The sequence below is a fragment of the Verrucomicrobiia bacterium genome (genome assembly GCA_019634625.1).
Lineage (GTDB): Bacteria > Verrucomicrobiota > Verrucomicrobiia > Limisphaerales > CAIMTB01 > CAIMTB01.
Genome location: JAHCBA010000062.1, coordinates 1 through 26511 on the forward strand (window position 1 = coordinate 1; position 26511 = coordinate 26511).

Here is a 26511-nt window from a genome sequence, read left to right on the forward strand (position 1 = left end):
TCCACTCCCCTGCGGCCAATTTGGAGTGCGGTGCTCCGCACCGCTTTGGGTTTCGGGCGGGATGTCGTCCGGGTTCATGGCCAACCGCCTACCCCAGGTCACTTCTCGCGCCGATCCAAAGCGGCGCAAAGCGCCGCACTCCAACACTTCCAAAGGGACGAGCTCCGCGACTCCTCACCCTGCCGCTCCACTCCCCTGCAGCCAATTTGGAGTGCGGTGCTCCGCACCGCTTTGGGTTTCGGGCGGGATGTCGTCCGGGTTCATGGCCAACCGCTTGCCCCAGGTCACTTCTCGCGCCGATCCAAACCGGCGCAAAGCGCCGCACTCCAACACTTCCAAAGGGACGAGCTTCCTTCAGCGCGGCGCCGGCCGGGTGCGGGGCGTATCCAAGGTAACGCGATCGAAGACGCGGCCTTCGGCGTCCATGGCCTGGATGTCCGCCTGGCCCCACGGTTGGAGGGTGACGTGAAAGAGGTGCCGGCGGGGTTCCGTGTGCGCCAGGTACCAGGCGTCGTCGGGAACGGTCCGGGTCCCAACCCCCCACGCCCCGTCGCCCAGATAGAGGATCCCGTTGTCGTCGTCGCGTTGGTGACCTCGGAGGCGATGGCTGCGCTTGTAGTTGTGGTGATCGTTCTCGAACACCGCGGACAGCCCGTGCCGCTCGAAGTGAGGGATCCAGTTCGTCCGGATGGAAATCGAACGGGGATGCGAGGCGGGGAGCAGTCCGGCCGGTTCCTTGGTCGTTCCGTAAGCGGGCCAGTGGTAGCACGCAAAGACAAAGCGCTGGGATTCCCGGGCCGCCAGCGCTTCTCCCAGCCAGAGGGCCTGCTCGCCCGCGATCGGCTGGGTATGGCCCGAATCCAGAACCAGCAGCGAAAGGTACGAGCCGAAGTCGAGCGCGTAGTAGGAACGCCGCTCCGGGAGCGCGAAGAAGCGGTAGAAATACGGGGCATCGTCGGGAATCCGGCCGCCGTACCCGCCGCGCACTTCATGATTGCCGATGGCCAGCACCATCGGAATGAGCCGCCCCTCCCGCCCCCGCGCATGGCGGGTCCATGACTGGAACCAGTCGATCCACCGGGTGGCATTCACCCCGTCGGCGTAGGCCAGGTCGCCGCCCAGCAGGGCGAAGTCCGGGTCCAGGCTCCCGGCACGGCGGTTCATCGCATCCACCATCTCCCGGTTGTGCATCATGTCGCCCCCCGTGACGAATCGGACCGGGCGATCCAACCGCTCGGGCATGGTGCGAAACCGGAGGTTGTGGTTGTCGTTGGCGGGTGGCTCGTTGGCGATGACGAACTCGTACGCGGTGTCCGGAGCGAGTCCGGCAAGGGCGACCCGGCGGACCTGGAGAACGGACGGCTCCGCCACATGGCGCGTCCCGGCCGCAGCCATCCAATTCGTGGTGCCAACACGCCGATACACCAGGTTGGCCGTGGTGTGCTCGTACAGGTTCACCCAGTTCACCGTCATGGTCCGGGACGGGTCGCCCTGCCAGGTCAGGTACACACCGATCCGATCCGTTTGCGCGGATGCGATCAGCCCGCTCGCGAACAAGGCTGCCAGGCCCGTAAGCCAACGAATGTTCATGGTCCCGAGACCCTGAGAGTGGGGGACCGAAGGTTCAAGTCCCGGTGGGCGGTTTCATGCACCTTCGCAAGGGTCTCGCCTCCCCACAGCCCATCGGCCGATCTCCGTCCCCGCTCCAAACCAACCCGCACCCTTTCCATACCGGAACCCAGGATCACACCCCGCCCCGGGCACCCTTCCTTCGCCCCGCTCAGTGAGCAGCATCGACAGGTCCCGCGCCCGTCGGACAGCACACGGCCACACCCCCCGACAGATCCGGGCTCAGGTACGGAATCCCAAGGGACAATCCCCGGAGAATCAGCAGTCCCGCCACCACCCCGATGCTGCACGGCACCACCCACCGAAGCCGGGCCCTCACCGCCGGCGTCACCAGCCGACCGCTCAGACTGATCCCCAGCATGGTCGGCACGGTGCCCAACCCGAACATCAACATATACCCCGCCCCTTCCCATCCCCCCGACATCGTCGTCGCCCCGGCGAAGGCGATGTACACCAATCCGCACGGAAGCAGTCCATTCAGGGCGCCAAGGCTCCCCAGGGAAATCACCGTGCGCCGCCTCAACAAACTTCCCATCCGCCGCTGAAGCCCGCCCACCCACCCCATCAACCACGGCAGTTCCAACAGCCGCGGCGACACCAGCAACCCGCCCAGCATCAGCAGCCCCAGCCCTAGGGTCACCCCCTGCTGAATCCCCACCAGCGCCAGCGTCCGCCCCATCCAACCCGCCGCCACCCCCATCAGAACATAGGTCAGCACCCGGCCAGCCTGATACACCACACGCCCGGCAAAAAAACGCGCCCGCGTCCCGCCCACCGCCGGCAGAACCAGCATCAACGGCCCGCACATTCCCGCGCAGTGCAGTCCCCCCAACAATCCCAGCAACAGGGCCGTTCCGTATGGCATGCGTCACTCCTTTCCCGGCTGGCAGGCACCGTCAGGGCCCGTCCCCCGGCACCACCAGAATGCGGTCGGCAAAATACCCCTCGCCCCCGGCGCTCCACTCCATCCGCACCCGCCACTTGCCCGCCATCAACCGCCCCCCATCGAGCCTCTGAACGCCGTCGGAGTCCGGCTCCAGCACGACCCCATGATCGCGCCCGGCCTCCGACGGACGGTAGAACTCCAGCGTCCCCGCCACCCCGGCCTCCACATGCGGACGCGGCACCCGCACCTCCACTTCCCTCGTCTCCCGCGCGTAGGCCACCGTGATCCGGTCCGCCCACGGCTCCGTCCGTCGCAACCGGTCCATCCGCTCCTGGTAAACCAGATCGCGCTCGTAGTAATCCGCGGTCACCAGCTCCGACCGATGCTTCACGGAAAGCACCACCAGCCCCACCGTCCCGCCAAAAAACAACACCAGCACCGCCACAATGCCGTACGGCCAGGGGTTCCAGGAGGAGGATGGAGTCGCTTTCATGGCTTCTGAGTGGAAGGGGTTCGCGGACCGATGAACGCTGTTCGCACCGTCTCGATGGGGCGGCCCTCGGCCCATACCCCGAGGCGTACCGGGGTGTTCGCCCCACGGAGCACGGCCGGCTCCAGTTCGACCAGAACGGACGCCTCAACCCGCTCCCCGCCCCGGACCACCAGGGGCGGACCCATGACCCGAACCACCCCCTCCATGCCTTCCAGCCGCAGTTCCACCGCCATCTCCCGGTGCGTCTTGTTGACCAGCTTCAAAATGTAGAGGTTCGAAAGCCGCCCGTCCGGCAGCGTCTGGTACAGCCCGCCCGGCGCGCGGAGCAGCGTCGTCTGCACGTCGCTGCGGGTGAACAACAGAAAGAGAAACAGGCCGATCAATCCCAGCAGCAGCACTGCGTACCCGATCAGGCGCGGCGTCACCCGCAACGGCTCGCCCCGCTCGATCCCGTTCAACGACGCATAACGGATCAACCCGCGCGACCTTCCGATCCGGTCCATCACCGCGTCGCACGCATCCATGCAGGCGGTGCAGTGAACACACTCCATCTGCGTGCCGTCCCGGATGTCGATCCCCGTCGGACAAACCGTCACGCACTGGCGGCACTCGATGCAGTCGCCGAGTCCCTGCGTCCGTCGCTGCTCCTGCGTCTCCCGGCGGCGCAGCGGGGCCCGGCGTTCGCCCCGGCGATGATCGTACGCCACCACGATGCTGTTCTCGTCCAGCAGCGTCGATTGCAGCCGCCCATACGGACAGATGAACGTGCAGGCCTGCTCCCGGAAGCGCGCAAAGATCCCGTAGAACAACAGCGTGAACAGCACCATGAAGGTCAGGCCCGTCAGATGCTCCCCGGGCGGATCGGTGATGATCCGGATCAGTTCGTCGCTCCCAATGATGTACGCCAGCAGCGTGTTCCCAATGACAAACGAAAGCCCCAGGAAGATGGCGTGCTTGCCCACTCGCTTCACCCACTTCCCCACCGTCCACGGCGCCGCCGTCAGCGCCCGCTGATGATGCGCGTCCCCCTCGATCCAGTACTCGATCTTCCGGAACACCAGCTCCATCAACACCGTCTGCGGACAGGTCCAACCGCACCACAACCGCCCGAACGCCGCCGTGAACACCACGATGCCCGTCAGAAACAACAGCATCGCCACCGCGAAGATCGCAAAGTCCTGCGGCCAGAATACCTGCCCCAGGATCACAAACCGCCGGTCCACGATGTTCATCATCAACAGGGGATTCCCCTGGATCCGGATGAACGGCCCGGCAAACAGGATCGCCAGCAGAAACCCGCTCAACACCGTCCGCGCCCGCGTGTACCGACCCGCCGGCTGCCGCGGATAAATCCACTTCCGCCGTCCCCGCTCGTCCGCCGTGGCCAGATGGTCCCGGAAATCCCCCCAGTCCACCCCCTTCAACACCCCGTTGCCCCCCCCGGCACGCCCGTCCCCGGATTCCCCGGACCGGCGGGCATCGGCGCCGCCGTCACGCGACGTGCCGGGTTCGGAGGGGGTCGGAGTGGACATGACCGTCGGAGTTGGCCGCGATGAGCCGGCTTATTCCCACTCGCTCTCCCCGGTGTCCGCCGGGGCCTGGTCCTCGCGTGGCTTGGGGTTCGGCGGATCGGTGCCCCGCAGCGTGTAGGCGTAGCTCGCCACCGCGTGGATCTCCGCCGGCTGCAACACACCCTTCCACGCCACCATCCCCTTGTCCGGCACGCCGTCCCAGATCACCCGCAGGGTGTCCGTAAACTCCCCGCCGTGAATCCAGTAGTCGTCGGTCAGGTTCGGCCCCACCAGTCCCCCGCCATCGTCCCGATGACACGGCGCACACAGCGTCGCGTAGGTCTGCTGTCCGCGCCGGAGCACCTCCGGGTCGTTCAACGGCTGCATCGACCCAACCTCGGCCTCGAACCGCGCCAGGGCCTGCGCCTTGATGGCGTCCCCGCGTTCCATCTCCCGGGCGTACGCCGCGGCCTGAAGGTCCCCGATCCCCAGCACATGGTAGTACAGCATGTACGCCACCGAGAAGGCGATGGTGATGTAGAAGAGCCAGACCCACCACCGCGGCAGATCGTTGTCCAGTTCCCGAATGCCGTCGGCCTCGTGGTCGAGCAGCAGCGGATCTTCAGGCTCGTGCGATTTCGGGTCATTCATGCGAGTGTTCGATATGGGGGTCGGAGGGACGGTCGGGCGTGCCCGCCCCGGGGGTGGCATCCTCAAGAGGCAGGCGCCCCATCGCCTCCAGATGGCCACGCCGCAGACGCGCCACCCAGACCAGCATCCCGAGGAAAAAGACGAAGAACACCAGGAACGAGACGATTCCGTACAGCTCGATCCCGCCCATGTGTGACATGACTTGCCGGATCATGATGCCTCACAGTTCGGGTTGCGCCTTGATGTCCGTCCCCAATCGCTGGAGATACGCGATCAGCGCGATGATCTCCCGGTCGGGTTCCGCTTCGATCATCCCCGTCCGGAGCCCCGCCACAATCTCCGCCGCCTGCGCTTCCAGGTCCTCCCGGGCCCGCCCCTCGTACCCCTCCTCGTACGGCACACCCACCCGGCGCAACGCGCGAATCCGGGCCGGCACCGACGCCACGTCCATCTTTTGTGTCAACAGCCACGGGTACGCCGGCATGACCGATCCCGGGGACGTCGAGGTCGGATCCTCCATGTGGTTGTAGTGCCAGGCGTGCGGATACTTGCCGCCCAGCCGGTGCAGATCCGGCCCGCTCCGCTTCGAACCCCACAGAAACGGATGGTCATAAATGAATTCCCCCGCCTTCGAGTACTCGCCGTACCGCTCGGTCTCCGAACGGAACGGCCGGACCATCTGCGAATGGCATCCCACACAGCCCTCCCGGATGTAAATGTCCCGGCCCAGCACCTCCAACGGAGTGTAGGGACGGACCGAAGCGAGGGTCGGGACGTTGTGCTTCACCAGGTACATCGGGACGATCTCGATCAGGCCGCCCACCAGGATCGCCAGGATCGTCAGGACGCTGAAAAGCATGGGCTTGGCCTCAAGCCACCGATGACCCCACCGCTTGTCCGCGTGGACGGGCTTCGAAGCGAGCGCCGGGGCCTGCACTTCCTCCTCCTCGACAAACCGCCCCGCCTTCGCCGTCCGGTAGAGATTCCAGGCCATCAGCAGGACCCCGACGATGTACATGGCGCCGCCCACAGCCCGCATGCGGTGCATCGGCAGCACCGCCAGCACGGTCTCCAGGAAGTTCGGATACAGCAGGAACCCGTCCGCCGTGAACTGCTTCCACATCAGCCCCTGCGTCACCCCGCTCCAGTACATCGGCACCACGTAGAACATCATCCCCAGCACCGCGATCCAGAAGTGCCAGTTGGCCAGCTTCACCGAGTAAAGCCCGGTCCGGTACAGCTTCGGAAACAGCCAGTACAGCATGCTGAAGGTCAGAAAGCCGTTCCATCCCAGCGCCCCGGTATGCACATGGGCGACGGTCCAGTCCGTGTAGTGCGAGAGGGCATTGACACTCTTGATGGACAATGCCGGACCTTCCAGCGTCGCCATCCCGTAGGCCGTCACCGCCACCACCATGAACTTCAGCATCGGATCCTGCCGCACCTTGTCCCACGCCCCCCGCAACGTCAGCAGCCCGTTCAGCATCCCCCCCCACGAGGGCGCGATCAGCATCAGCGAAAACACCATCCCCAGCGACTGCACCCAGTCCGGCAACGCCGTGTAGAGCAGGTGATGCGGCCCCGCCCAGATGTAGATGAAGATCAGTCCCCAGAAGTGGATGATCGACAGCCGGTACGAGAAGACCGGCCTCCCCGCCGCCTTGGGCAGGAAGTAATACATCAGCCCGAGGTACGGTGTGGTCAGAAAGAAGGCCACCGCGTTGTGCGCGTACCACCACTGCACCAGCGCGTCCTGCACGCCGGAATAGATTGAGTAGCTCTTGAACCACCCCGCCGGTACCGCCAGCGAGTTCCCGATGTGCAGCACCGCCACCGTCAGCGCCGTCGCGATGTAAAACCAGATCGCCACGTACATGTGCCGCTCACGCCGCTTCACAATGGTCCCCAGCAGATTGATCGTGAACGCCACCCACACCACCGCGATCGCCACGTCGATCGGCCACTCCAGTTCGGCGTACTCCTTGCTCGACGTGTACCCCAGCGGAAGCGTCACCGCCGCCGCCACGATGATCGCGTTCCAGCCCCAGAAGTTCAGCCAGCTCAGCAGATCGCTGTACATCCGCGCCTTGCACAGTCGCTGCAGCGAATAGTAGATCCCCATGAACATCCCGTTGCCCACAAACGCGAAAATCACCGCGTTCGTGTGCAGCGGTCGCAACCGCCCGAAGGTGATGTACTGAAGGTTCAGGTTCGCCCCGGGATGGAAGAGCTGGATCGCCGCCAGCAGCCCGGCCAGCATCCCCACGATCGCCCACACCACCGTGGCGATCGCGAAGGCCCGGACAATCCGATTGTCGTACTTGAAGGTCTCGACGTTCATGAAGGGTTCGATTTGGAGGAATCCGTGTTGGAAGCCGGTGTCCGCGGCCGGGGATCGTCCGCCAGAATCCGCAGGGCGGGCGTCGTGGTGTCCTCGAACTGACCGGACCGCGTCGCCCAAATGAAAATTCCGAGGAACAGCAGGGCCAGCATCAGGCTCGCCAGGATGAGAAGCAGGATGACTTCCATGGCTCCTTTCGCGTCATCCCCGCCATCCGCCCAGCCCGGCGCGTCGTGCCGCCCAGTGCGTCGCACCCACCGCAAACAGCACCACACTCACCGAGCTGATCGGCATCAGCACCGCGCAGATCAGCGGCGAAAGGATCCCCGCCGCCGCAATCGACACCCCCACCACGTTGTAGGCGGCCGAAATCCCGAAACCCACCCGCACCAGGTTCGTCGTCGTCCGCGCAAACGCCAGAACCCGCCCCAGCCGGGGCACCCTCCCCGCCTCGAGGATCACGTCGCTCGCCGGCGAAAAGCGTCCCACCCCCTCGACCACCGCCACACCAACATCCCCCTGTCGCAGCGCCCCGGCATCGTTCAGTCCGTCCCCCACCATCATCACCCGGTGCCCCTCCCCCTGCAGCCGCCGCACGAACGCCAGCTTGTCGTGAGGACCCAGATCGAAGTGCAGCCGCCCCCGGTCCCCAAACAACGTCGCAAACCGGTCCCGCTGGCGCCCGTGATCCCCGCTCAGCAACGCCAGATGACACCGCCCGCCAAGGTCCCGCAGCAGTTCGTCCACCTCCGGTCGCAGCCGCTCCTCCAACACCCACATCCCGCGCCGCCGCCCCCCAAGACCGAAGTGAACCGTCGCCCCCGTCCCCGAAGTCACCCCGTCCGCCGCCATTCCATGCTCCCGCAGCCAGGCCGCTGAACCCAGCACCACCTCCCGTCCCGCCACCCGCCCCACCATCCCCCGCCCGGCCACTTCCCGAAAACCTTCCACTTCCGGCGGCACCCCCGGTTCCCCCGGTTCCCCCGAGGCCAGACTCCTCGCCAGGCTCCTCGCATGCGGATGCACCGATTGCCGGCACAACGCCGCAGCCCATCCCGCCTCCTCCGCCCCCAACGCCTGCCCGACAAACCGCACCGCAGGCGCCTCCGCATCGGTCAGGGTTCCCGTCTTGTCCAGCGCCACCGTGTCGATCTCGGCCAGGGTCTCCGCGACCTCGGCGTTCCGCAGAAACACGCCGAGCCGCCCCAGCACCCGATGGGCCGTTCCCAGGGTGAACGGCGCCGCCAGGGCCAGGGCACAGGGACACGCGACGATCAGCACCGAGGTGAACGCCTTCAGCCCCCGCACGCCATCCCCGGCCATCACCCAACCCAACGCCGATCCCACCGCAATGGCTCCCACCGCCACCGTGAACCGCCGGCTGTACCGGTTGGTCAACGTCTGCAATCCCCGCTCCCGGACCTTCCGAAACGCCTCGTCGTTCCACAACGACGTGAGGTAGCTCTGCGACACCGGCTTCACCGTCTCCACCTCGATGGCTCCCCCCGCCTGACGGCCCCCGGCAAATAGATGGTCCCCAACCCCCTTCCCCACCGGTTCCGCCTCGCCCGTCACAAAACTGTAGTCGATCCACCCCTCCCCCGCCGTCAGCCGCGCATCCGCCGGCACCAGCTCCCCGTGCCGCACCGTCAGCCGGTCGCCCACCCGCAACTCCGAAATCGCCACCGTCTCCTCCCCCGATTCCGTCCGGCGCACCGCCGACAGGGGGAAGAACCCGCGATAATCGCGATCGAATCCGAGGCGGTCGTGCGTCTTGTTCTGAAAAGCCCGCCCGCACAGGAGAAAGAAGATGAGGCCGGTGAGCGAATCCAGATACCCCTCGCCGATCCCCAGGAGAATCTCCCCCGCACTCTGCGCGTACAACGCCGCCAGCCCGGCCGCAATCGGAACGTCCAGCGTCAACGCCCTCTGCCGCACACTCGCCCAGGCCGACCGCCAGAAGTCGCTCGCACTGTAGAGCAGCGCCGGCAGCGCCAGCAGCAGGCTCAATCCCCCAAACCACGTCCGGAAGGTCTCCCCGCTCGCGCTGTCCAGCCCGAGATACTGCGGCAGGCTGAACAACATCACGTTCCCGAACGCAAACCCCGCCACCCCGATCCGCAACCCCAGCCCGCCCCCCTTGGCCACCGGGCCCGGCCGGTCCAGCTCCTCGAGGGTCAGCGCAGGCGTGTACCCCAACTGCTCCAGCAACCCCGCCACCTCGCTCAATCGGATCCGCCCGGGCTCCCACACCACCGAAACCTCGCGCCGCAGAAAGTTGGCCCGCACCGAACCGATCCCGGCATGAAACCGGTACAGATTCTCCAGCAGCCACACACACGCCACGCAGTGCATCGACGGCACCCGGAAGGTCACCCGCCCCTGCCGCCCATCCTCGAAATCCACCAGCCGCCGCCGCACCTCCGGGTCATCCAGAAATGCCCACCGATCCCGCCGCCCGACCTCCGTCACCCGCACCCCCGGCCGCTCGCTCAACCGGTAGAAATCCCCCAGGCCGTGCTCCTGCAACAACACGTAAACCGTCCGGCACCCCAGACAACAGAACGCATACCCATCCTGCTCATGCGCCTCCGGGGGACACGGCTCACCGCAGTGGCGGCAGGCCCGCGACCCGGACGCCCCGTCGCCCCTCCCCGGCACCACCCCGTCCACACCCGCCAGGCCAGGCAGCAATCCCACCCCGGCCGGCAAGCCGGCCAGATGCGTCGGAGTGGAACCTATCGGTTGCATGAGCTGCCCCGAACCCGGTGCCAGCCTGGCCTCGCCCCACACCCCTTCACCCGTCGGCCAGCCAACCAACCCGCGTTCGCGAGGGCGAGAACCTAGGCCCCCCGCCCATCCCCCGGGCTCAACCGTTCTTGCCCACCACAAGCCAATTCTTGGCCCACACAAAATTAAGATAGAAAGGCAGGCAGTTATTGTTGACGATAAACGATAGTAAGCCCGACATATCATTGTTGACTGTAGTCAGGCACTGCATTGTTGACGCCACGTTGCTGCCCAATACCCCCAAGGAAATCGCCTCCGGCCGCTGGAGCGGATTCACAAATCAAATAGCCAAACCAAAATAAAATAGAAAGGCAGGCAATGAGTTGTTAACATAATAGTAAGTCAGTCATATTTTTGTTGACACTACGAATCCCTCCAAACCAGTCTGGATCATGAGGGTTGGGCCACTTGGGCACCCCTGAACTGAACCTCCCAATTCCACGCTCCGGCTCGCCTTCCGGACGGATCTCGTCGCGTCAGCCATCCATACGCGGCGATTCGGGCCCGATCTCCCCCCTTGGCACCCCGGTCGGGAAATGATTCGCTCCCGGGCAACGATGAACTGGCTGCGCGCCCTCCCTGCCCTGATCCCCCTCCTGGGCCTCGCAAGCCTCACCGCCGCAGCCGATCTCCACGACCCCGCCGGTCCGGATCGCGACCGCATCGAGATCCGCTCCCTCAACGACCAGTTCCTAGTCGAGTACGACCTCGAAACCGGCACCGCCAGCGCCGCCCACGGCGTTCAGGTCCTTTACCGGGATGCCATCCTCACCGCCCTGCGTATCCAACTGGACCGCACGACCGGCGACGCCGTGGCCGAAGGCGCCGTCACCCTCGAACGGGGCGGCCAGATCTGGAACGGCGAGCGGCTCCTCTACAACTTCTTCACCGAGGCCATGGAGGTGGAGTCCTTCCGCCTCGGCATTCCCCCGCTCTTCGTCGGCGGCGAGCGTGCCGTCACCCTCGAACCCGTCGAACAAGGCCGCTTGGTCCGCCTCGATGGAGGCTTTGTCACCACCGATGACCTCGCCACGCCAGGATACCGGATTCGCGCCCGTTCGATCACGCTCCGCGAGGATCGGCGCCTCGTCGCCCACGACGCCATGTTGTATCTCGGCGACACCCCGGTCTTCTGGTTTCCGTACTACACCCGACGCCTCGACCGTCACCCCGCTCGCTGGATGCTCACCCCGGGCTACCGCGGGCTGCATGGCGCCTATCTCCGGGCCGCCTACGAGTTTGACCTCGGCACCAACGCCGTCGGCGCGGTCCATCTCGATTCGTATTCCCGGCGCGGTTTTGGCATCGGCCCCGAACTCCGTTACGACCTCGAACCCCTCGGCACCGGCGCCCTCCATGGTTACTGGATCGCCGATCAGCGCCCGGGCCAGGACCCCATCACCGGCGAACTCATCGATCGTCAGCGCGATCGCATCCGTTTCCAACACCAGGTCACCCTCCGCCCAAACCTCACCGCCACCGCCGTCGTCGGACGCCAGTCCGATCCCTGGGTAACCCGCGACTTCTTCGAGGACGAATTCCGCGCCAATCCCATGCCCGGCACGCACGTCGAGGTGCAGCAGGCCTGGCCGGACTTCACCCTCAACGCCCTCACCCGGGTCCAGGTCAATGACTTCTTCGAAACCGTCGAACGCCTCCCCGACATCCGCCTCTCCGCCCACCGCCAGGAACTCGGCCGCTCCGGTCTCTTCTACGAGGGCGAAACCTCCGCCGGCTGGTTCCAACGCCGCTTCGCCACCGGCCACCCCGACGACGACTACTCCGCCTTCCGCGGCGACACCCTTCACCAGGTGCTTCTCCCCAAGACCTTCTTCGGCTGGCTCAATGTGACCCCTCGCGCCGGCGGACGCCTCACCTACTACGGCGAAACCCACGGCGACGCCTGGGAGGATCTCGAGGCCCGCACCCGCGCCGTCGTGCACCTCGGCGCCGAGGTCTCCTTCAAGGCCCACCGCCTCTGGCAGGGCGCCTCCAGTCGTTTCTGGGACGTCGAGGGCCTCCGCCACATCCTCGAACCGTCCGCCCAATACGCCTTCACCCCCAAACCCAACGCGCGCCCCCTCGAACTCCCGCAGTTCGACACCGAACTCCCCAGCCTCCGCCCCCTCCCCATCCATTACCCGGATTACAACGCCATCGACTCCATCGACAGCCGCAATGTCATCCGCTGGGGCCTCCGCAATAAACTCCAGACCAAACGCGACGGCCGCGTCGAGGATCTCCTCGACTGGGCCCTCCTCACCGACTGGCGCCTCGACCCCCGCGACGGTCAGGCCGACCTCGGCGATGTCTATTCCGAACTCGACTTCCAACCGCGCCGCTGGCTCACCGTCAATTCCGAGATCCGCGTCGATCCCAACGACGCCCTGCTCCGCGAATCCCACCACTCCGTCATCTTCAAACCCGGCAGCGACTGGTCCCTCGGCCTCACCCATCGCTACACCCGCGACGACCCCGATCTCGGCGTCGGTGGCAATCTCCTCGGTACCCGCCTCTACCTCCGCTTCAGCGAGAACTGGGGATTCCGCACCTCCCACTACTACGAGATCCGCAATCGCTCCCTCGAAGAGCAGTACTACACGATCTACCGCGACCTCCGCAGCCTCACCGCCGCCCTCACCCTCCGCCTCCGCGATAACCTTGGCGGCGATGACGAAATTGCCGTCTCCCTCTCCATCTCCCTCAAGGCCTTCCCCCGCTTCCGCAGCGGCCAGGACGCCGAACGACCCTCCCTCCTCATCGGCGGCTGACCGTCGCCCCGCCCGCCCCGTTCCCCGGCATGCGCCTCCTGGTGGTCAGCGACATCCACTACGCCGGCGCCGCCGAGAAGGCGCGGCGCGGCTGGGAACGGCGCGCCATCCGCCCCTTCCCCCTCCGCTGGATCGCCACCTTCTACCGACGCCACCTCTGGCTCGCCGATCCCACCGCCCACAACGCCCAACTCGACGCCTTCCTCGAACGGGCCGGTTCCCCCGACTGGGTCGTCGCCAATGGCGACTACTCCTGTGACAGCGCCTTCGTCGGGGTCGCCGATGACGCCGCCTTCGACAGTGCCCGGGAATGCCTCGACCGCCTCCGCGCCCCGTTCCAGGACCGTTTCCACGCCACCCTCGGCGACCATGAACTCGGCAAAATGAGCCTCTTCGGCGGCTGCGGCGGACCCCGCCTCGCCAGTTGGCACCGCGCCATCGGCCCCCTCGGACTCCAACCCCTCTGGTCCCAACCCGCCGGCCGCTTCCACCTCGTCGGCATCACCTCCAGCCTCCTCGCCCTCCCCACCTTCCTCCCCGAACTGCTCCCCGACGAACGCGACGCCTGGCACCAGCTCCGCACCCGGCACCTCGAATCCCTCCAGGCCCTCTGGGACGCCATCCCCCAGGGCCACCGTGTCATCCTCTTCTGCCACGATCCCACCGCCCTCCCGTTCCTCGCCCGTGAACCCTGGTTCCAGGCGCGCCTTCCCCAGCTCGCCTGCACCGTCATCGGCCATCTCCACTCCGAAGCGGTCCTCCGCACCAGCCGCCTCCTCGCCGGCATGCCCGAACTCGCCTTCCTCGGCAACACCGCCCGACGCCTCAGCGGCGCCCTCCGCCGCGCCCGCCACTGGGCCCCCTTCCGCGTCGTGCTCTGCCCCTCCCCCGCCGGCATCCAGCTTCGCAAGGACGGCGGCTACCTCGAAATCAACCTCCACCCCAACGCCGATTCCCCCCCGCCCGTCACCCGCCATCACCTCCCCTGGCCCTGACCCTCCTCCTCGTCCTCTCCCAATTCCCCCCCGCCCCGCGGCTGCTCCGCCGCCCGGTACATCGCCGCGAATTCCTCGCGTCCCAACGGACGCGGATTGAAGTTCGCCGTCCACTGTCGCGCCGCCTCCTCGGCCATCTTCGGTATCAACGCCCCATCCACCCCCGCCGCCCCCAGCGACCCCGGCGTCTCCGCCAGGTTCAGCAACCCTTCCAACCGCCGCACCAACGCCTCAACCGCCTCCCCGATCCCCTCGCTCACACACGCAATTTCCGGCGCCGACGCCAGCTCCGCATACGCCAGCCGCACATCCGGATCCGCCGCGTTGAACCGCACCACATGCGGCAGCATCAGTCCCACCGCCACCCCGTGCACCACCCCAAAATGCGCCGTCAATGGATTGGCCGCCGAATGCGCCGCCCCCAGCATGCTCAACTCGATCGCCGTCCCCGCCAGCGCCGCCCCCAACAGCATCCGCCCCCGCGCTTCCACATCGTCCGGCGCCCGCAACACCTTCGGCAGGCTCGGCACCAGCAGCTTGAACGCCTCGTGCGAATACATCAGCGAAATCGCGTTCCGCCGCGCCGTCACCGCCGTCTCCACCGCGTGCGCAATCGCGTCGATCCCCGTGTGCGCCGTCACCGCACGCGGCTGCGATACCGTCAGTTCCGGATCCAGAATCGCAATCCGCGCCGCCGCCTTCGGATCCAGACACGCCATCTTCATGTGGCTGTCCGCATCGGCAATCAACGCCGCCGACTGGCACTCGCTCCCGGTGCCCGCCGTCGTGGGTATCGCCACAAACGGCAGCATCGGACGCCGCGCCTTCCCCACCCCCCAGTAGTCCTGCATCCGCCCCCCGTTCGTGTGGAGAAAATTGCAGCCCTTCGCCGTGTCCATCGCGCTCCCCCCACCCAATCCCACCAGCACCTCCGGCCGAAATACCCTCGCGACCGCCAGACACTCGTCCACACACACCGTGTCCGGATTCTCCCGCACCTGGTCGAATACCTCCACCTCCGCCCCCGCCCGCCGCAGCAGATCGCATATGCGCGCCGGATGACCCGCCCGCACCAGCCCGGGATCCGTCACCACCAGCACCCGACGCCCCCCCATCTCCCCCACAAACTCCCCTATCCGCGCCACCGACGCCCGGCCAAACACCAGCCGCGTCCGGGGTTGCTTGTCGAATGGGGCCAGATGCCAGTCCGGCGGCAAACGACGGTGGCCCTCGGACGATGCGGACGCGGGACTTGCAGCCATGATGCGCCCGGCGGTCCGGAACAGGAACCGCACCCTGCGAATTCCCACGCTCCGCGTCCGAGCGCCGCCACTATGACAGCCACCGCCGCCGGGCGCCAAGGTTCCCCAACTCGAAAATGTCCCCGAGTCCGGGATTGACGCCGCACCGCCGTCCCCGACGAATCGAAGCGTCCGGCCGCGGTCCGGGATGCCCGGCTCCCACCCCGCCCGCGAAGTCACCGGGACGAAGTCTCTCCGCCCCTCGTCCCCACGCATCCCCATTCGCTCGCCCCGCGCCGCCCATGAATCCGCCCCATCCCTCCACCCCAGACTGGGTCATCTACACCCCGGACTCCCCCGTCCGCCGCCCCGGCCCCTTCCTCGCCGCCATGCTCCGCGACCTCGCCGCCTCGCGAGGCCTCGCCTGGCGCCTCTTCGTCCGCGACCTCAGCGCCATGTACCGGCAGTCCGTGCTCGGCTACGTCTGGGCCTTCGTCCCCCCCATCCTCGCCGCCCTCCCCTGGATGATCCTCAACCGCGAAAACATCCTCACCGTCGGCGACACCCCCGTTCCCTACCCCGCCTTCGTCCTCGCCGGAACCCTCCTCTGGCAGACCTTCATCGACGCCCTCAACGCCCCCCTCAAACAAACCACCGCCGCCCGCGGCATGCTCGCCCGCATCCAGTTCCCCCGCGAAGCCCTCGTCCTCGCCGGCCTGGCCGAAACCGCCTGGAACTTCCTCATCCGCCTGCTCCTCCTCATCCCTGTCCTCGCCCTCGCAGACGTCCCCCTCGCCCCCTCCCTCCTCTGGGCCCCCCTCGGCATCGCCAGCCTCCTCCTCCTCGGCACCGCCATCGGACTCGTCATCACTCCGGTCGGACTCCTCTACACCGACATCGGTCGCGCCATCCCGATCGTCGCTACCTTCGGCATGCTCCTCACCCCGGTCGTCTATCCGCCGCGCCCGGAAGGCTGGGTCGGCTGGCTCGCCACCTGGAACCCCGTCAGTCCCGTCCTCGTCACCACCCGCGACTGGCTCACCGCCCAACCCCCGCAACTCCTCGCCGGCTTCGGATGGGTCACCCTCGCCGCCCTCGCCGTCTTCCTCGCCGCATGGTTCGCCTACCGCCTCGCCATGCCCATGATCGTCGAACGGATGGGCGGCTGATCCGACCCTCCCCCACCCCTTCGCATCGCCACCCCCCAATGCCCGATTCCGACCTCGTCATCCGCGCCCGGCACGTCTCGAAGAAGTATTGCCGCGGTCTCCGTCGCTCCCTCTGGTACGGCCTCCGCGACATCGCCTCCGAAGCCCTCGGCACCCTCGGCAGCCATGACCGGCTTCGCCCCGACGAGTTCTGGGCCGTCAATGACGTCTCCTTCGAACTCCAGCGCGGCGAATGCCTCGGCCTCATCGGCCACAACGGCGCCGGCAAAACCACGCTGCTCAAAATGCTCAACGGCCTCCTCAAACCCGACCGCGGCCAGCTCGCCCTCCGCGGCCAGGTCGGCGCCCTCATCGCCCTCGGCGCCGGCTTCAATCCCATCCTCTCCGGACGCGAAAACATCTACGTCAACGGTGCCATCCTCGGCCGGTCCCGCACCGAAATCGAAGCCCGCCTCGACGACATCATCGACTACGCCGACCTCCGCGAGTTCATCGACGCCCCCGTCCGCTCCTACAGTTCCGGAATGCACGTCCGCCTCGGTTTCGCCGTGGCCGTCGCCTTCCGGCCCGACATCCTCCTCCTCGACGAAGTCCTTGCTGTCGGCGATGTCGGCTTTCAGGCCCGATGCTTCAACACCCTCAGTGCCTTCCGCGCCGCCGGCACCGCCTTCATCCTCGTCTCCCACAACATGCACCAGATCCAGCGCTACTGTGATCGCGTGCTCCACCTGTCCCACGGCCGCGTCGGCTGCCTCGGCCCCACCTCCCTCGCCATCGACGCCTATCACCGCGAAATGGCCGCCCGCGCCCCCGCCCCCGGGGACGGCAACGATTTCTCCACCCCCAACGGCTCCGGCCGCGTCCGCCTCACCTCCGCCCATTTCCTCAATTCCCACGGCCAGCCCGTCGAACGGCTCCGCTCCGGCCAACCCCTCACCCTCCGCCTCGACTTCGATTGCCCCTCCCCGCCCGTGACCGGAGCCGTTCTCGATGTCCTGATCCGTGACCGCGAAGGCATCTTCTTCCAGGGCACCAATCTCGACCGCGGCGGTCCCCTCGATCCCCTGCCCGCCTCCGGTTCCCTCGAGGTCGCCTTCGACTCCCTCCCCGCCAATGCCACCGACCTGCACTTCTTCGTCGCCCTCCTCGATGGACACACCCGCGAGGTCTTCGACTGGAAACGCAACCTCCGCCTCGAAGTCCTCGGCAATCCCGCCTCCCCCGGTCGCGTCCTCCTCCCGTGCCACTTCGCCGTCAGATCCCGCCATGGCTGAACGCGCCCATCCCGACGATCCCGCCTTCCGCCGGCGCTGGGTCCTCCGCCGCCGCGGCGGCTGGCTCCCCTGGCTCCGCCGCCTGCCCAACCCCTACCTCGACGCCTTCCTCTGGCGCTACCGCTGGGTCTCCTCCCACGCCCTCGACAAAGATGTCCTCGATGTCCCCTGCGGCATGGGCTGGGGCACCTCCCGCATCCGCGGCGCCCGGTCGATCACCGGCGTCGATCTCCACCAGAATTCCATCCTCGAAGCCCACCAACGCTACGGCCGCCATGCCCAGTTCTGGGTCGGAGACATGCGCCACCTCGACTTCCCCCGCGCCACCTTCGACCTCGTCGCCTGCCTCGAAGGCATCGAACATGTCCCCGTCGCCGTCGGAAAGGCGTTCCTCGAGGAATCCCTCCGCGTCCTCCGCCCGGACGGCCAGTTGCTCCTCTCCTCCCCCTACTGCCGCACCGCGGCCCACAGCGGCAACCCCCACCACCTCCACGAATACGCCCCCGCCGAAATCGAATCCCTCCTCCAACCGGACTGGTCCATCGAGGAACGTCTCTCCCGCGAGGTGGACAACCTCACCGTCCTCTACCTCCGCTGCCGGCCCCGTTCCCATGCCTGAACCCCGCATCCACCAGGCCGCCCGCTTCATCCGCAGCCTCGAGGATCCCGGCACCGGCGCCTTCCGCTCCGTCCCCGGCGGACCCGTCACCCTCTACGGCACCGCCTACGGTCTCCTCGCCCTCCACTATCTCGGCATCGACGCCCCACCCCCCCCCGCCACCCGCAACTTCCTCCTCGACTGCCAGGACCCGGACTCCGGCCTCTTCATCGGCCCCGAACTCCACGAATGGTCACCCCCGCCCGGCGCCCTCCACGACCGTCAACACCTCCTGCTCCACCTCACCTGCGCCACCCTCCCCGTCGCCCGGCAGTTCAATCTCACCCTTCGCCATCCCCTCCACACGGCGCGCAACTTCTGCAACCTCGATCATCTCCGCGACTGGCTCGAAGCCCGCGATCTCCGCAAGGCATGGTTCGAAGGCAACAACCTCCTCTTCGTCGGTCAGCTCCTCGTCCACCTCCGCGATGTCGAAACGGTCCCCGAAGCCCGGATCGCCCTCGACCTCTGGTTCGAATGGCTCGACCGGCACCTCGACCCCGCCACCAATCTCTGGGGCACCAACGGTCTCTGCTCCCCCCTCGAAGGCGTCTATGGCGGCTACCACCAGCTCCTCGTGTATGACCACGAAAACCGGCCCCTCCCCAACCCCGCCGGCCTCATCGACACCGTCCTCGATCTCCAGCATCCCGACGGCGGCTTCCACCCCTGGGGCAATGCCGGTGCCTGCGAAGACGTCGATGCCGTCGATATCCTCGTCCGCCTGCATCCCCGCACCCGCCACCGGCACCGCGAAATCCGCATCGCCCTCCGTCGCTGCCTCCGGCACATCCTCGACCAGCAGAACCCCGACGGCGGCTTCCCCTACCAGCGCGACGCGCCCCAATCCCACATGGGCATCCCCGCCACCCGCGCCGCCCCCAACCTCTCCGCCATGTTCCCCACCTGGTTCCGCATCCATACCCTCGCCCTCCTCGCCCGCGTCCTCACCGACGAACCCGAACTCCAGGTCCCCTTCCGCTTCTCCCGCACCCTCAGCATGGGCTGGCATCGCCATGCCAATGCTCCCCGCCCCCCCGTGCCTCCCCTCGATCGCGCCCTCGAAGCCCCCCTCGCCGTCCTCCTCGACGCCCGCCGCTTCCTCCGCCGCATCCGCCGCGGACTCGCCCGCCGCATCCGGCAACGACTCTCCCCACACCCGCCCAATCCCTAACCCAGACTCCCCCACCCCACCCTCAACACGCCATCCAATCGACGCAAACTTCGTGCATATGCACGAAGTTTCGGACTATTTCGCCGTCCCGACGCCGAGCGTGCCGCCTCCCGCCTGAACCTTCCGCCCGGACTCGCGAAATCGCTCCCTTCGTATCCATCCTGCCGCACGCCCATTCCATGCCGGACCCAGATCCTCCCATCGTTTCGGTGGTCCTGCCGGTGCGCGACGGCGCACAAACCCTCCGTCCCGCCCTCGCCAGTGTCCTCCGCCAATCCCTCCCCAACTTCGAACTGATCGTCCTCGACGACGGTTCCACCGACGACACCCCCTCGATCCTCGCCGACTGCGCCCGAAACGAACCCCGCCTCCGCCTCACCCGGCTCCCTCAACTCGGCCTCACCGTCGCCTTGAACCGCGGCCTGGAACTCGCCCGCGCCCCCTACTGCGCCCGGATGGATGCCGATGACCTCGCCCATCCCGAACGCCTCGCCCGCCAGGTCGCCTGGCTCGATGCCCATCCCGACGTCGTTGCCGTCGGCAGTCAGGTCACCCTCATCGACGATGCCGGCCGTCCGATCGGTCCCCTGCCGGTTCCCCTGACCCACGAGGAAATCGACGCCGCCCACCTCACGGGCCTGGCAGGCCGGATCATCCATCCCGCCGCCACCCTGCGCACGGACTCCCTCCGCCGCGTAGGCGGCTACAACCCCCGCTACCTCACGTCCCAGGATTACGACCTCTGGCTGCGCCTCGCCGAAACCGGCCGGCTTGCGAACCTCCCCGAAACCCTCCTCGATTTCCGTCAGCACGCCCGCAGCGTCTCCATCCAGCGCCGCGACCAGCAGGCGCGCGATGTTCTCGAAATCTGGCGCGAAGCCCGTCGCCGCCGCGGCCTCGACATACCGGAATCGCTCCCCCCGGCCCAGGCCGCGTGGCTCTCCGGCACCGAACGCCACGCCCGCGAATGGTGGGTCACCCTCGCCCTCGCCCACGGCCATTTCCGCACCGCCTGGGTCCATGCCCTCGCCCTCGTCCGGCGCCACCCCACGGATCGACACGTGTGGTGGATCCTCCACCGTGTCGTGCGCCTCCGCCTTCGAGCCACCTCTCCCGGCACTGCCCTCGCCCGCCTCCTCCGCCCGTGATCTCCCTCTGCCTCTGCACCCATCGGCCCCGTCCGGAAATCCTGGAACGCTGCCTCGACGCCCTCCGCCGTCAGTCCCTCCCCCGCGGCGGCCTCGAACTCGTCGTCATCGACAACGCCTCCCCCGAACCCCTCGACCCCGCACGCCTCGACCTCGACTCCTTCCCCTTCCCTGCGCGCCTCATCCGCGAGGAAACCCTCGGCCTCACCCAGGCCCGCCTCCGCGCCCTCCGCGAATCCCGCGGACACCTTCTCATCTTCGTCGATGACGACAATCTTCTCGACCCCCACTACGCCGGCGAAGCCCTGCGCTTCTTCGAAGCCACCCCCAGCGCCGGCGCCGCCAGCGGACGCAGCCTCGGCAAATTCCAGATTCCGCCCCCCGACTGGTGCGATCCGCAAATCCGTCTTGCCCTGGCCCTCCGCAACCTCGCCGAACCCGCCTGCCGCCTGGAAGGCGTCCTCGCCCCCCTGGGCGCCGGCCTGGTCATTCGGCGCGACGCCTTCCTCCATGCGGCTCAAACCCCGTTCCTCCTCACCGACCGGCGCGGACGCGACCTCTCCTCCGGCGGCGACAGCGAACTCGGTCACCGCCTCCGCCTGCTCGGATGGGAACTCTGGTACGACCGGGCCCTCGAACTCACCCACCTCATCCCTGCCGAACGCCTGACCCTCCCCTACTTCGAACGACTCCACCGCAACTTCGGTCGCGCCTGGCCGATTCTCGAACTGTACTGGCTCCCCGACCGCCCATGGCATCGCCTGCGCCACCTCCGCCGCGCCGCATCCCTGCGCCTCCGCGGCCTCCACCGACGACTGCCCCACCCGCCCCGTTCCCCAACCGAAGCTCGAAGCCACCTCGAATCCCACTTCGACCTCGGCATGGCCGAATCCCTCTGGCACCTCGCCTGGGGCCCACCCCTCTGGGACCTCATCCGCCCCCTCCGCAACCCGCCCCTTTCGCCTGCCCCTTCCCCCATCACCCCCACCCGCAGAGCCTGACTTCCTACTCATTCCTGCTCCTGCCCCAATTCCTCAGAGATCCAAAATAAAATAGTAGGTCAGGCAGACTTTTGTTGATATCAATTCAATACAGATAGCCCGGCATTTTATTGTTGATTCCATCAACAATATTATGACCGTCCTAGTATTTGCCGTCGGTCATTCGACCTCCCGAACCCGTTGTCCCCGCGATGGTGTCTCCCAACCCGCCCGCACTTCGACGAACCTTCCCGGCAGCAGCAAAGCACGAACCCTCAGGGCCCCAGAAAGCCTCAGCCCTCCTCAAGCACTATCGTTCGCCAAGGATTCCGGACTCCTGCTCTTGCGCCTGCTCTTGCTCTTGCGCCTGCTCTTGCGCCTGCTCTTGCTCTTGCTCAGCCCCTCATCCCCGCTCCCCCATGCCCCACCCTCCCTCCATCGTCATCGCCTGTTCCGGCCTTGGCCATGTGCGACGCGGGAACGAAACTTGGGCCCGCGACGTGGCCACCGCCCTGTTCCAGGCCGGCGCCAGGGTCACCCTGCTCGGTGGCGGTCCCCCGCCCAACGTCCCCGGCCCCTACCATCGGCTCCCCACCTTGCGTCGCGATCTGCCCATCCTCCGTCGCTGCCTCTCCTGGTCCCACCGTTATCTTCTCGAACAACTCACCTTCCTCCTCCCGCTCCGGCGTCACCTTCACCGGCACCGGCCGGACATCGTGCATCTCTGCGACCCGGACCTCGCCCTGCAACTCCACCGGCGCACCCCTGCCGCCCCGTTCCGCATCGTCTTCAAGGACGGCATGCTCCTCGGGCCCCACTGGTGCAGTCGCCTCCCGTTCATCCAGGTGGTCGCCCCGTACTACCGCGATGTCCTCGCCCGCGAAGCCGGATATCCCACCAACCGTTGGTTCGTCATCCCCCACCTCATCGATACCAACACCTTCCGCCCTGCCGACGATCCCGCCGAAGCCCGCGCACAGGTCCCCTGCACCATTCCCCCCGGTTCCCCCCACGCCCCCGTCATCCTCGGTGTCGGTGACTTCTCGCCCGGCGGTAACAAACGTCTCGATCACCTCGTCTCGGAAGTCGCCGCACTCCCCCAAGACCTCGACGCCCGCCTCGTCCTCGCCGGACAGGCTGATCCCACCGAACTCCAACACTTCGCCGCCCAGGCCGACCGGAGCCTCGGACGTCGCCTTACCCTCCTCCCCAACCTCCCCCGCCCCGCCCTGCTCCGCCTCTATCAGGGCGCCGACCTCTTTGCCCACGCCCCCACACGCGAACCCTTCGGCATCGTCTTCCTCGAAGCCATGGCCTGCGGCCTGCCCGTCGTCGGGCACGATTGGGACGTCACCCGCTGGATCCTCGGCAACGCTGGCGTCACCGTGGACATGACCCGGCACGGCACGCTCGCCGACCAGATTGTCCGGTGGGTCTCCGACCCCGCCGCCCGACGGGCATCGGGCGTCCTGGCCCGCCGGCGCGCCGAAACCCACTTCTCCCCGACCGCCGTTGTACCCCTTTACCTCGACCTGTACTCGCAGGTGGCATCGCAACCCGCCGCGTCATGAATCCCCTCCCTCGAGTCGTCCTAGCCGCCCACGCCAGACCCCGGGAGGGCGGTCTCGGCCTGAACTTCGCCCACATGCTCGCCGGGCTTGAAGGAGCCTTCGAAGTCGAGACCTTCTCCCCCACATCCATGCCCGGAGTGAGCGATCACACCGTCGCCATTCCCGCCTGGATCGGCGCCGCTTTCCGCTGGCCCGGGGTCCGCCGCCTGCGCGCCCTACATGCCAACCTTATCGAAACGGCCTTCGATCGGCACGTCGCCCGCGCCCTCCCTCCATGTGCCGTGTTCCAGGGACTCACCGGCCATTGCGAACACAGTCTCGCCCGCGCCAAGGCTCTTGGCGCCGGCACCCTCCTCGACGTCGTTACCGTCCACGACGACGAAGGAAATCTCCGCGTTGCCCGGGAAATGGCGGCCTTCGGTGTGCGGTTTCGTCCCGATCGCACCCAGGGAGCCCGCCGTCGCCGCGAATATGCCGCCGCGGATCGGATCCGCGTCATGTCCCATCATGCCCGCGAAACCTTTCTCCAACGCGGCTTCGACCCGGAACGCGTCGTCGTGGTCTCGCCCCCGATCGAAACGGAACAATTCCCCGCGGCCACCTTCCGACACGACCGGTTCCGCGTAACCTTCATCGGTCGCCTGGAAGTGGGAAAGGCCTTCCACCACGTGGTCGAAGCCTTCCGCGCCGCCCGTCTCCCCGACAGCGAACTGGTCCTCTGGGGCGGATCAGGAAGCCGTGAAGTCGCCCGCTACCTGCGCGAACACGTCACTCCCCACCCCGCGATCCATGTCCGCCCCGTCCCCATCCGCGACGCCGGCCTCGACGAGGTCTTCGGCAAGTCCCACGTCATCGTCCATCCCTCGGTCGCCGATGGCTTCGGATACGTCGTCGCCGAGGCCATGGCCTCGGGCGTCCCCGTGATCGTCAGCACCACCACCGGCGGACGCGACTGGGTGATCGACGGCCACAACGGGTTCATTGTTCCCGTTGGGGATCGCGACGCCCTCCGCGAACGCCTCGCCTGGTGCCACCGCCACAGCGCCCGGCTCCCCGAACTGGGCCGCGCAGCCCGTGCCACCGCGGTTTCCCGTTCCCTCGCCCGGTTTCGTGAGGATTACCTGCCCCTGATCCGCTCCCTCATTCGCCCGGCCTGACCCCCAACCCAATGTCCACGCTCCCGCCCATCCCCGTCGCCTTCATCAACGAAAACACCCTCGGCCATGCCTCCCACCTCGGCCGCTATGCCGGTGCCTTCCAACACCGTCCGGAACTCGGAATCCAGCCCCTTCGACTCGACGCCACCCCCCTCCCCGAACCCTGGCGCATCCGCGCCAACCGCACCATTCGCGGCCTGCGCCGGTTCGGCCTCGACTTCCACGCCCTGCGCTGGCGCCGCATCGTCAGCATGCACGTCCGACGTCAACTCGACGCACTCCGCGCGGTCCATCCCGTCCGGGCCGTCATCGTCAACACGCAGAGCGTCGCCCTCTCCCTCTCCGACCTCACGCCCAGTCTGCCAGTCTTCGTCTGCCTCGACGCCACCTTCACCCAGCTTCGGCATTCCCGGTGGTTCGCGCCCAACCGCATTGCCGCCTGGCTTGCCCCCCTTACCCTCGGCCCACTCCTCACAGCCGAACGGCGCCTGTTCGCCGCAGCCCATCGCCTGCTCCCGTGGTCCGCCGCCGCCCGGACTTCACTCCTCCAGAACTACCACGTCGAACCCGGCCGCGTGGACATCCTGCCCCCGCCAATCGACCCCCTCGCCTGGACCCCGCGATCGCGACCGCCCCTGCCCGGCTCCCAGCCCCAAATCCTCTTCGTCGGCGGCGATTTCCGCCGTAAAGGCGGCCCGCTCCTCCTTGAAACCTGGCGCCGCCACCTCTCGCACCGCTGCGAACTCCATCTTCTCACCGAATCCAACCTCGACCCGGAACCCGGACTCGTCGTGCACCGGCAGCTTCAGGCCGGCTCCGACGCCTGGTTGGAACGTTGGCGCGCCGCGTCGGTCTTTGTCTTCCCCAGCACCCTTGAGACCTTCGGCATCGTGCTCCTCGAAGCCATGGCCTTCGAGGTCCCCATTGTCTCCCGCCGCGTCGGCGCCGCCGCCGACCTCCTCGACAACGGCACACTGGGTCTCCTCCTCGACCGCCCCGATGCCGCGACCCTCGCCGCCGCCGTCACCTCCGTGCTCGACGATCCCGCCGCCGCCGCCACCCGCGCCCGGGCGGCCAGGCGCCGCGTGGAACGGGACTACGCCCTCAACGCTCACTCCGAACGCCTCGCCGCGTGGCTAGAGTCCGCCGTCGCGGGGCATCGAGGGCCGCCGGGCCGCGTCGATGCCTGACTCCCCTGCCCGGCTACTGCAGATACCGCAGCACAATGTTCCGCAGATGCGCCTCGGTCTCATAGGTGGCCACCCCCAATGGAACGCTCTCCTCGATCGGACCCGACCGCAGCCCGAATGTTCGTCCCGGCACCTTCACATCCACGATCTTCTCCTGGTCCAGCCACGCTTCCAGCCTCTCCGACGTCACCCGCACCCGGATGGCGTACCACTGCTCCCGCTTGAAGGCATGAAACGTGGTCGTCTCGTTCTCCGAGGCATCATAGCCGTCGATGCTTGAAATCCCCACCAACCCCCCGCCCCATCCCCCCACGATGAGCGTCGCATTTGTCCCCTGGATGGGGAACGTCAGCCCGCAGAAGAAGTCGTTCCCGTTCACCCGACGCGCCTCCATCGAAATCTCGTAATTCGTCTGCGGCAGATCGTTGGTCCAGTGGATCCCGGTCAGGAACCCCTGCTCAAGAACCAGCAGGCCGCGATCCACTCGCACCTCACCCCGCCCCGCGAACCGGGTCACCGCCCATCCCTCGTGAGTCTTCCCATCGAACAATGACCTCTCCCGCCCCCCCCCGGGCGAAGGAGCGTTCGTTGGAACTGCTCCAGCCGCCCCGATCACGGACATCAGTACCACACCCAGTCCCGACAACCACACCACGGTCTTCATGGCCGACAGCAAACCCGCTCCCGCGCCACATGCAAACTTCTTCCGGTCCACCCACCGTCCCGCCCCCAAGGCTGATTCAGCTAGATCAGGGGATGAGGGAGGAGAGACGTGGGTGGCGCCTTATCAACATGGCTATCGACAAGACGGGGAGTTGAATGTTGGAGGTTAGATGGATAGGGCGATTTCGGTGGCCAGGAGGACGGACGGCTGATTGGCTT

At 67.4% G+C, this 26511-nt stretch carries 22 protein-coding genes; 11 read left to right on the forward strand and 11 right to left on the reverse strand.

The genetic code is table 11. The features are described from left to right. Positions 1-354: 354 nt before the first annotated feature. The 9 genes from KF833_22705 to KF833_22745 all read right to left on the reverse strand — a co-directional run bounded on the left by KF833_22705 (position 355) and on the right by KF833_22745 (position 10262). Positions 355-1590, reverse strand: a complete 1236-nt coding sequence (locus tag KF833_22705) for a metallophosphoesterase family protein (GenBank protein MBX3748129.1) — start codon at positions 1588-1590, stop codon at positions 355-357. 190 nt (positions 1591-1780) lie between these two features. Further along, complete coding sequence (locus KF833_22710; GenBank protein MBX3748130.1) at positions 1781-2494, reverse strand: sulfite exporter TauE/SafE family protein; 714 nt, start codon at positions 2492-2494, stop codon at positions 1781-1783. 31 nt (positions 2495-2525) lie between these two features. Beyond that, complete coding sequence (locus tag KF833_22715) at positions 2526-3008, reverse strand: FixH family protein (protein MBX3748131.1); 483 nt, start codon at positions 3006-3008, stop codon at positions 2526-2528. Next, positions 3005-4540, reverse strand: coding sequence for a cytochrome c oxidase accessory protein CcoG (gene ccoG / locus KF833_22720; GenBank protein ID MBX3748132.1), 1536 nt, complete (start codon positions 4538-4540; stop codon positions 3005-3007). The genes KF833_22715 and ccoG overlap by 4 nt, the downstream gene beginning before the upstream one ends. A 30-nt stretch (positions 4541-4570) precedes the next feature. Beyond that, positions 4571-5170 (reverse strand): c-type cytochrome, encoded by a 600-nt coding sequence (locus KF833_22725; protein MBX3748133.1) that lies wholly within the window; start codon positions 5168-5170, stop codon positions 4571-4573. Further along, on the reverse strand, positions 5163-5384 hold the full coding sequence (locus tag KF833_22730; protein ID MBX3748134.1) for a hypothetical protein: 222 nt from the start codon (positions 5382-5384) through the stop codon (positions 5163-5165). Before KF833_22730 ends, KF833_22725 begins: the two co-directional genes overlap by 8 nt. A gap of 6 nt (positions 5385-5390) precedes the next feature. Continuing rightward, complete coding sequence (ccoN, locus tag KF833_22735; GenBank protein ID MBX3748135.1) at positions 5391-7511, reverse strand: cytochrome-c oxidase, cbb3-type subunit I; 2121 nt, start codon at positions 7509-7511, stop codon at positions 5391-5393. Next, entirely contained in the window at positions 7508-7699 is a 192-nt protein-coding gene (ccoS, locus tag KF833_22740) for a cbb3-type cytochrome oxidase assembly protein CcoS (protein MBX3748136.1), read from the reverse strand. Before ccoS ends, ccoN begins: the two co-directional genes overlap by 4 nt. Positions 7700-7712: 13 nt before the next feature. Further along, positions 7713-10262 (reverse strand): heavy metal translocating P-type ATPase metal-binding domain-containing protein, encoded by a 2550-nt coding sequence (locus tag KF833_22745; protein MBX3748137.1) that lies wholly within the window; start codon positions 10260-10262, stop codon positions 7713-7715. 596 nt (positions 10263-10858) lie between these two features. On the opposite strand from KF833_22745, the gene KF833_22750 reads away from it, so the two are divergent. Beyond that, complete coding sequence (locus tag KF833_22750) at positions 10859-13072, forward strand: LPS-assembly protein LptD (GenBank protein MBX3748138.1); 2214 nt, start codon at positions 10859-10861, stop codon at positions 13070-13072. Positions 13073-13101: 29 nt separating this feature from the next. After that, positions 13102-14067, forward strand: a complete 966-nt coding sequence (locus KF833_22755; protein ID MBX3748139.1) for a metallophosphoesterase — start codon at positions 13102-13104, stop codon at positions 14065-14067. Here KF833_22755 and KF833_22760 read toward each other — a convergent pair. Beyond that, positions 14049-15329 (reverse strand): iron-containing alcohol dehydrogenase, encoded by a 1281-nt coding sequence (locus KF833_22760; GenBank protein MBX3748140.1) that lies wholly within the window; start codon positions 15327-15329, stop codon positions 14049-14051. The genes KF833_22755 and KF833_22760 overlap by 19 nt on opposite strands. A gap of 281 nt (positions 15330-15610) precedes the next feature. Between KF833_22760 and KF833_22765 the strand changes: the two genes are divergently transcribed. The 9 genes from KF833_22765 to KF833_22805 all read left to right on the forward strand — a co-directional run bounded on the left by KF833_22765 (position 15611) and on the right by KF833_22805 (position 25629). Continuing rightward, on the forward strand, positions 15611-16477 hold the full coding sequence (locus KF833_22765) for an ABC transporter permease (protein ID MBX3748141.1): 867 nt from the start codon (positions 15611-15613) through the stop codon (positions 16475-16477). Positions 16478-16515: 38 nt separating this feature from the next. Further along, positions 16516-17751, forward strand: a complete 1236-nt coding sequence (locus KF833_22770; GenBank protein ID MBX3748142.1) for an ABC transporter ATP-binding protein — start codon at positions 16516-16518, stop codon at positions 17749-17751. Then, on the forward strand, positions 17744-18370 hold the full coding sequence (locus tag KF833_22775; GenBank protein MBX3748143.1) for a class I SAM-dependent methyltransferase: 627 nt from the start codon (positions 17744-17746) through the stop codon (positions 18368-18370). The genes KF833_22770 and KF833_22775 overlap by 8 nt, the downstream gene beginning before the upstream one ends. Then, a complete protein-coding gene (locus tag KF833_22780) occupies positions 18363-19583 on the forward strand; it encodes a hypothetical protein (protein ID MBX3748144.1) in 1221 nt (406 codons plus the stop codon). Before KF833_22775 ends, KF833_22780 begins: the two co-directional genes overlap by 8 nt. Positions 19584-19762: 179 nt before the next feature. Beyond that, entirely contained in the window at positions 19763-20731 is a 969-nt protein-coding gene (locus tag KF833_22785; GenBank protein MBX3748145.1) for a glycosyltransferase, read from the forward strand. Next, on the forward strand, positions 20728-21732 hold the full coding sequence (locus tag KF833_22790) for a glycosyltransferase family 2 protein (protein ID MBX3748146.1): 1005 nt from the start codon (positions 20728-20730) through the stop codon (positions 21730-21732). The genes KF833_22785 and KF833_22790 overlap by 4 nt, the downstream gene beginning before the upstream one ends. A gap of 398 nt (positions 21733-22130) precedes the next feature. Beyond that, positions 22131-23282 carry a glycosyltransferase family 4 protein gene (locus KF833_22795; GenBank protein ID MBX3748147.1) on the forward strand — a complete coding sequence of 384 codons (1152 nt, stop codon included), beginning with the start codon at positions 22131-22133 and terminating at the stop codon, positions 23280-23282. Beyond that, positions 23279-24439 (forward strand): glycosyltransferase, encoded by a 1161-nt coding sequence (locus tag KF833_22800; GenBank protein ID MBX3748148.1) that lies wholly within the window; start codon positions 23279-23281, stop codon positions 24437-24439. Before KF833_22795 ends, KF833_22800 begins: the two co-directional genes overlap by 4 nt. A gap of 11 nt (positions 24440-24450) precedes the next feature. Continuing rightward, entirely contained in the window at positions 24451-25629 is a 1179-nt protein-coding gene (locus KF833_22805; GenBank protein MBX3748149.1) for a glycosyltransferase family 4 protein, read from the forward strand. 13 nt (positions 25630-25642) lie between these two features. Here KF833_22805 and KF833_22810 read toward each other — a convergent pair whose 3' ends face one another. Further along, positions 25643-26293 carry a DUF1080 domain-containing protein gene (locus KF833_22810; GenBank protein MBX3748150.1) on the reverse strand — a complete coding sequence of 217 codons (651 nt, stop codon included), beginning with the start codon at positions 26291-26293 and terminating at the stop codon, positions 25643-25645. Between the last annotated feature and the right edge of the window lie 218 nt (positions 26294-26511).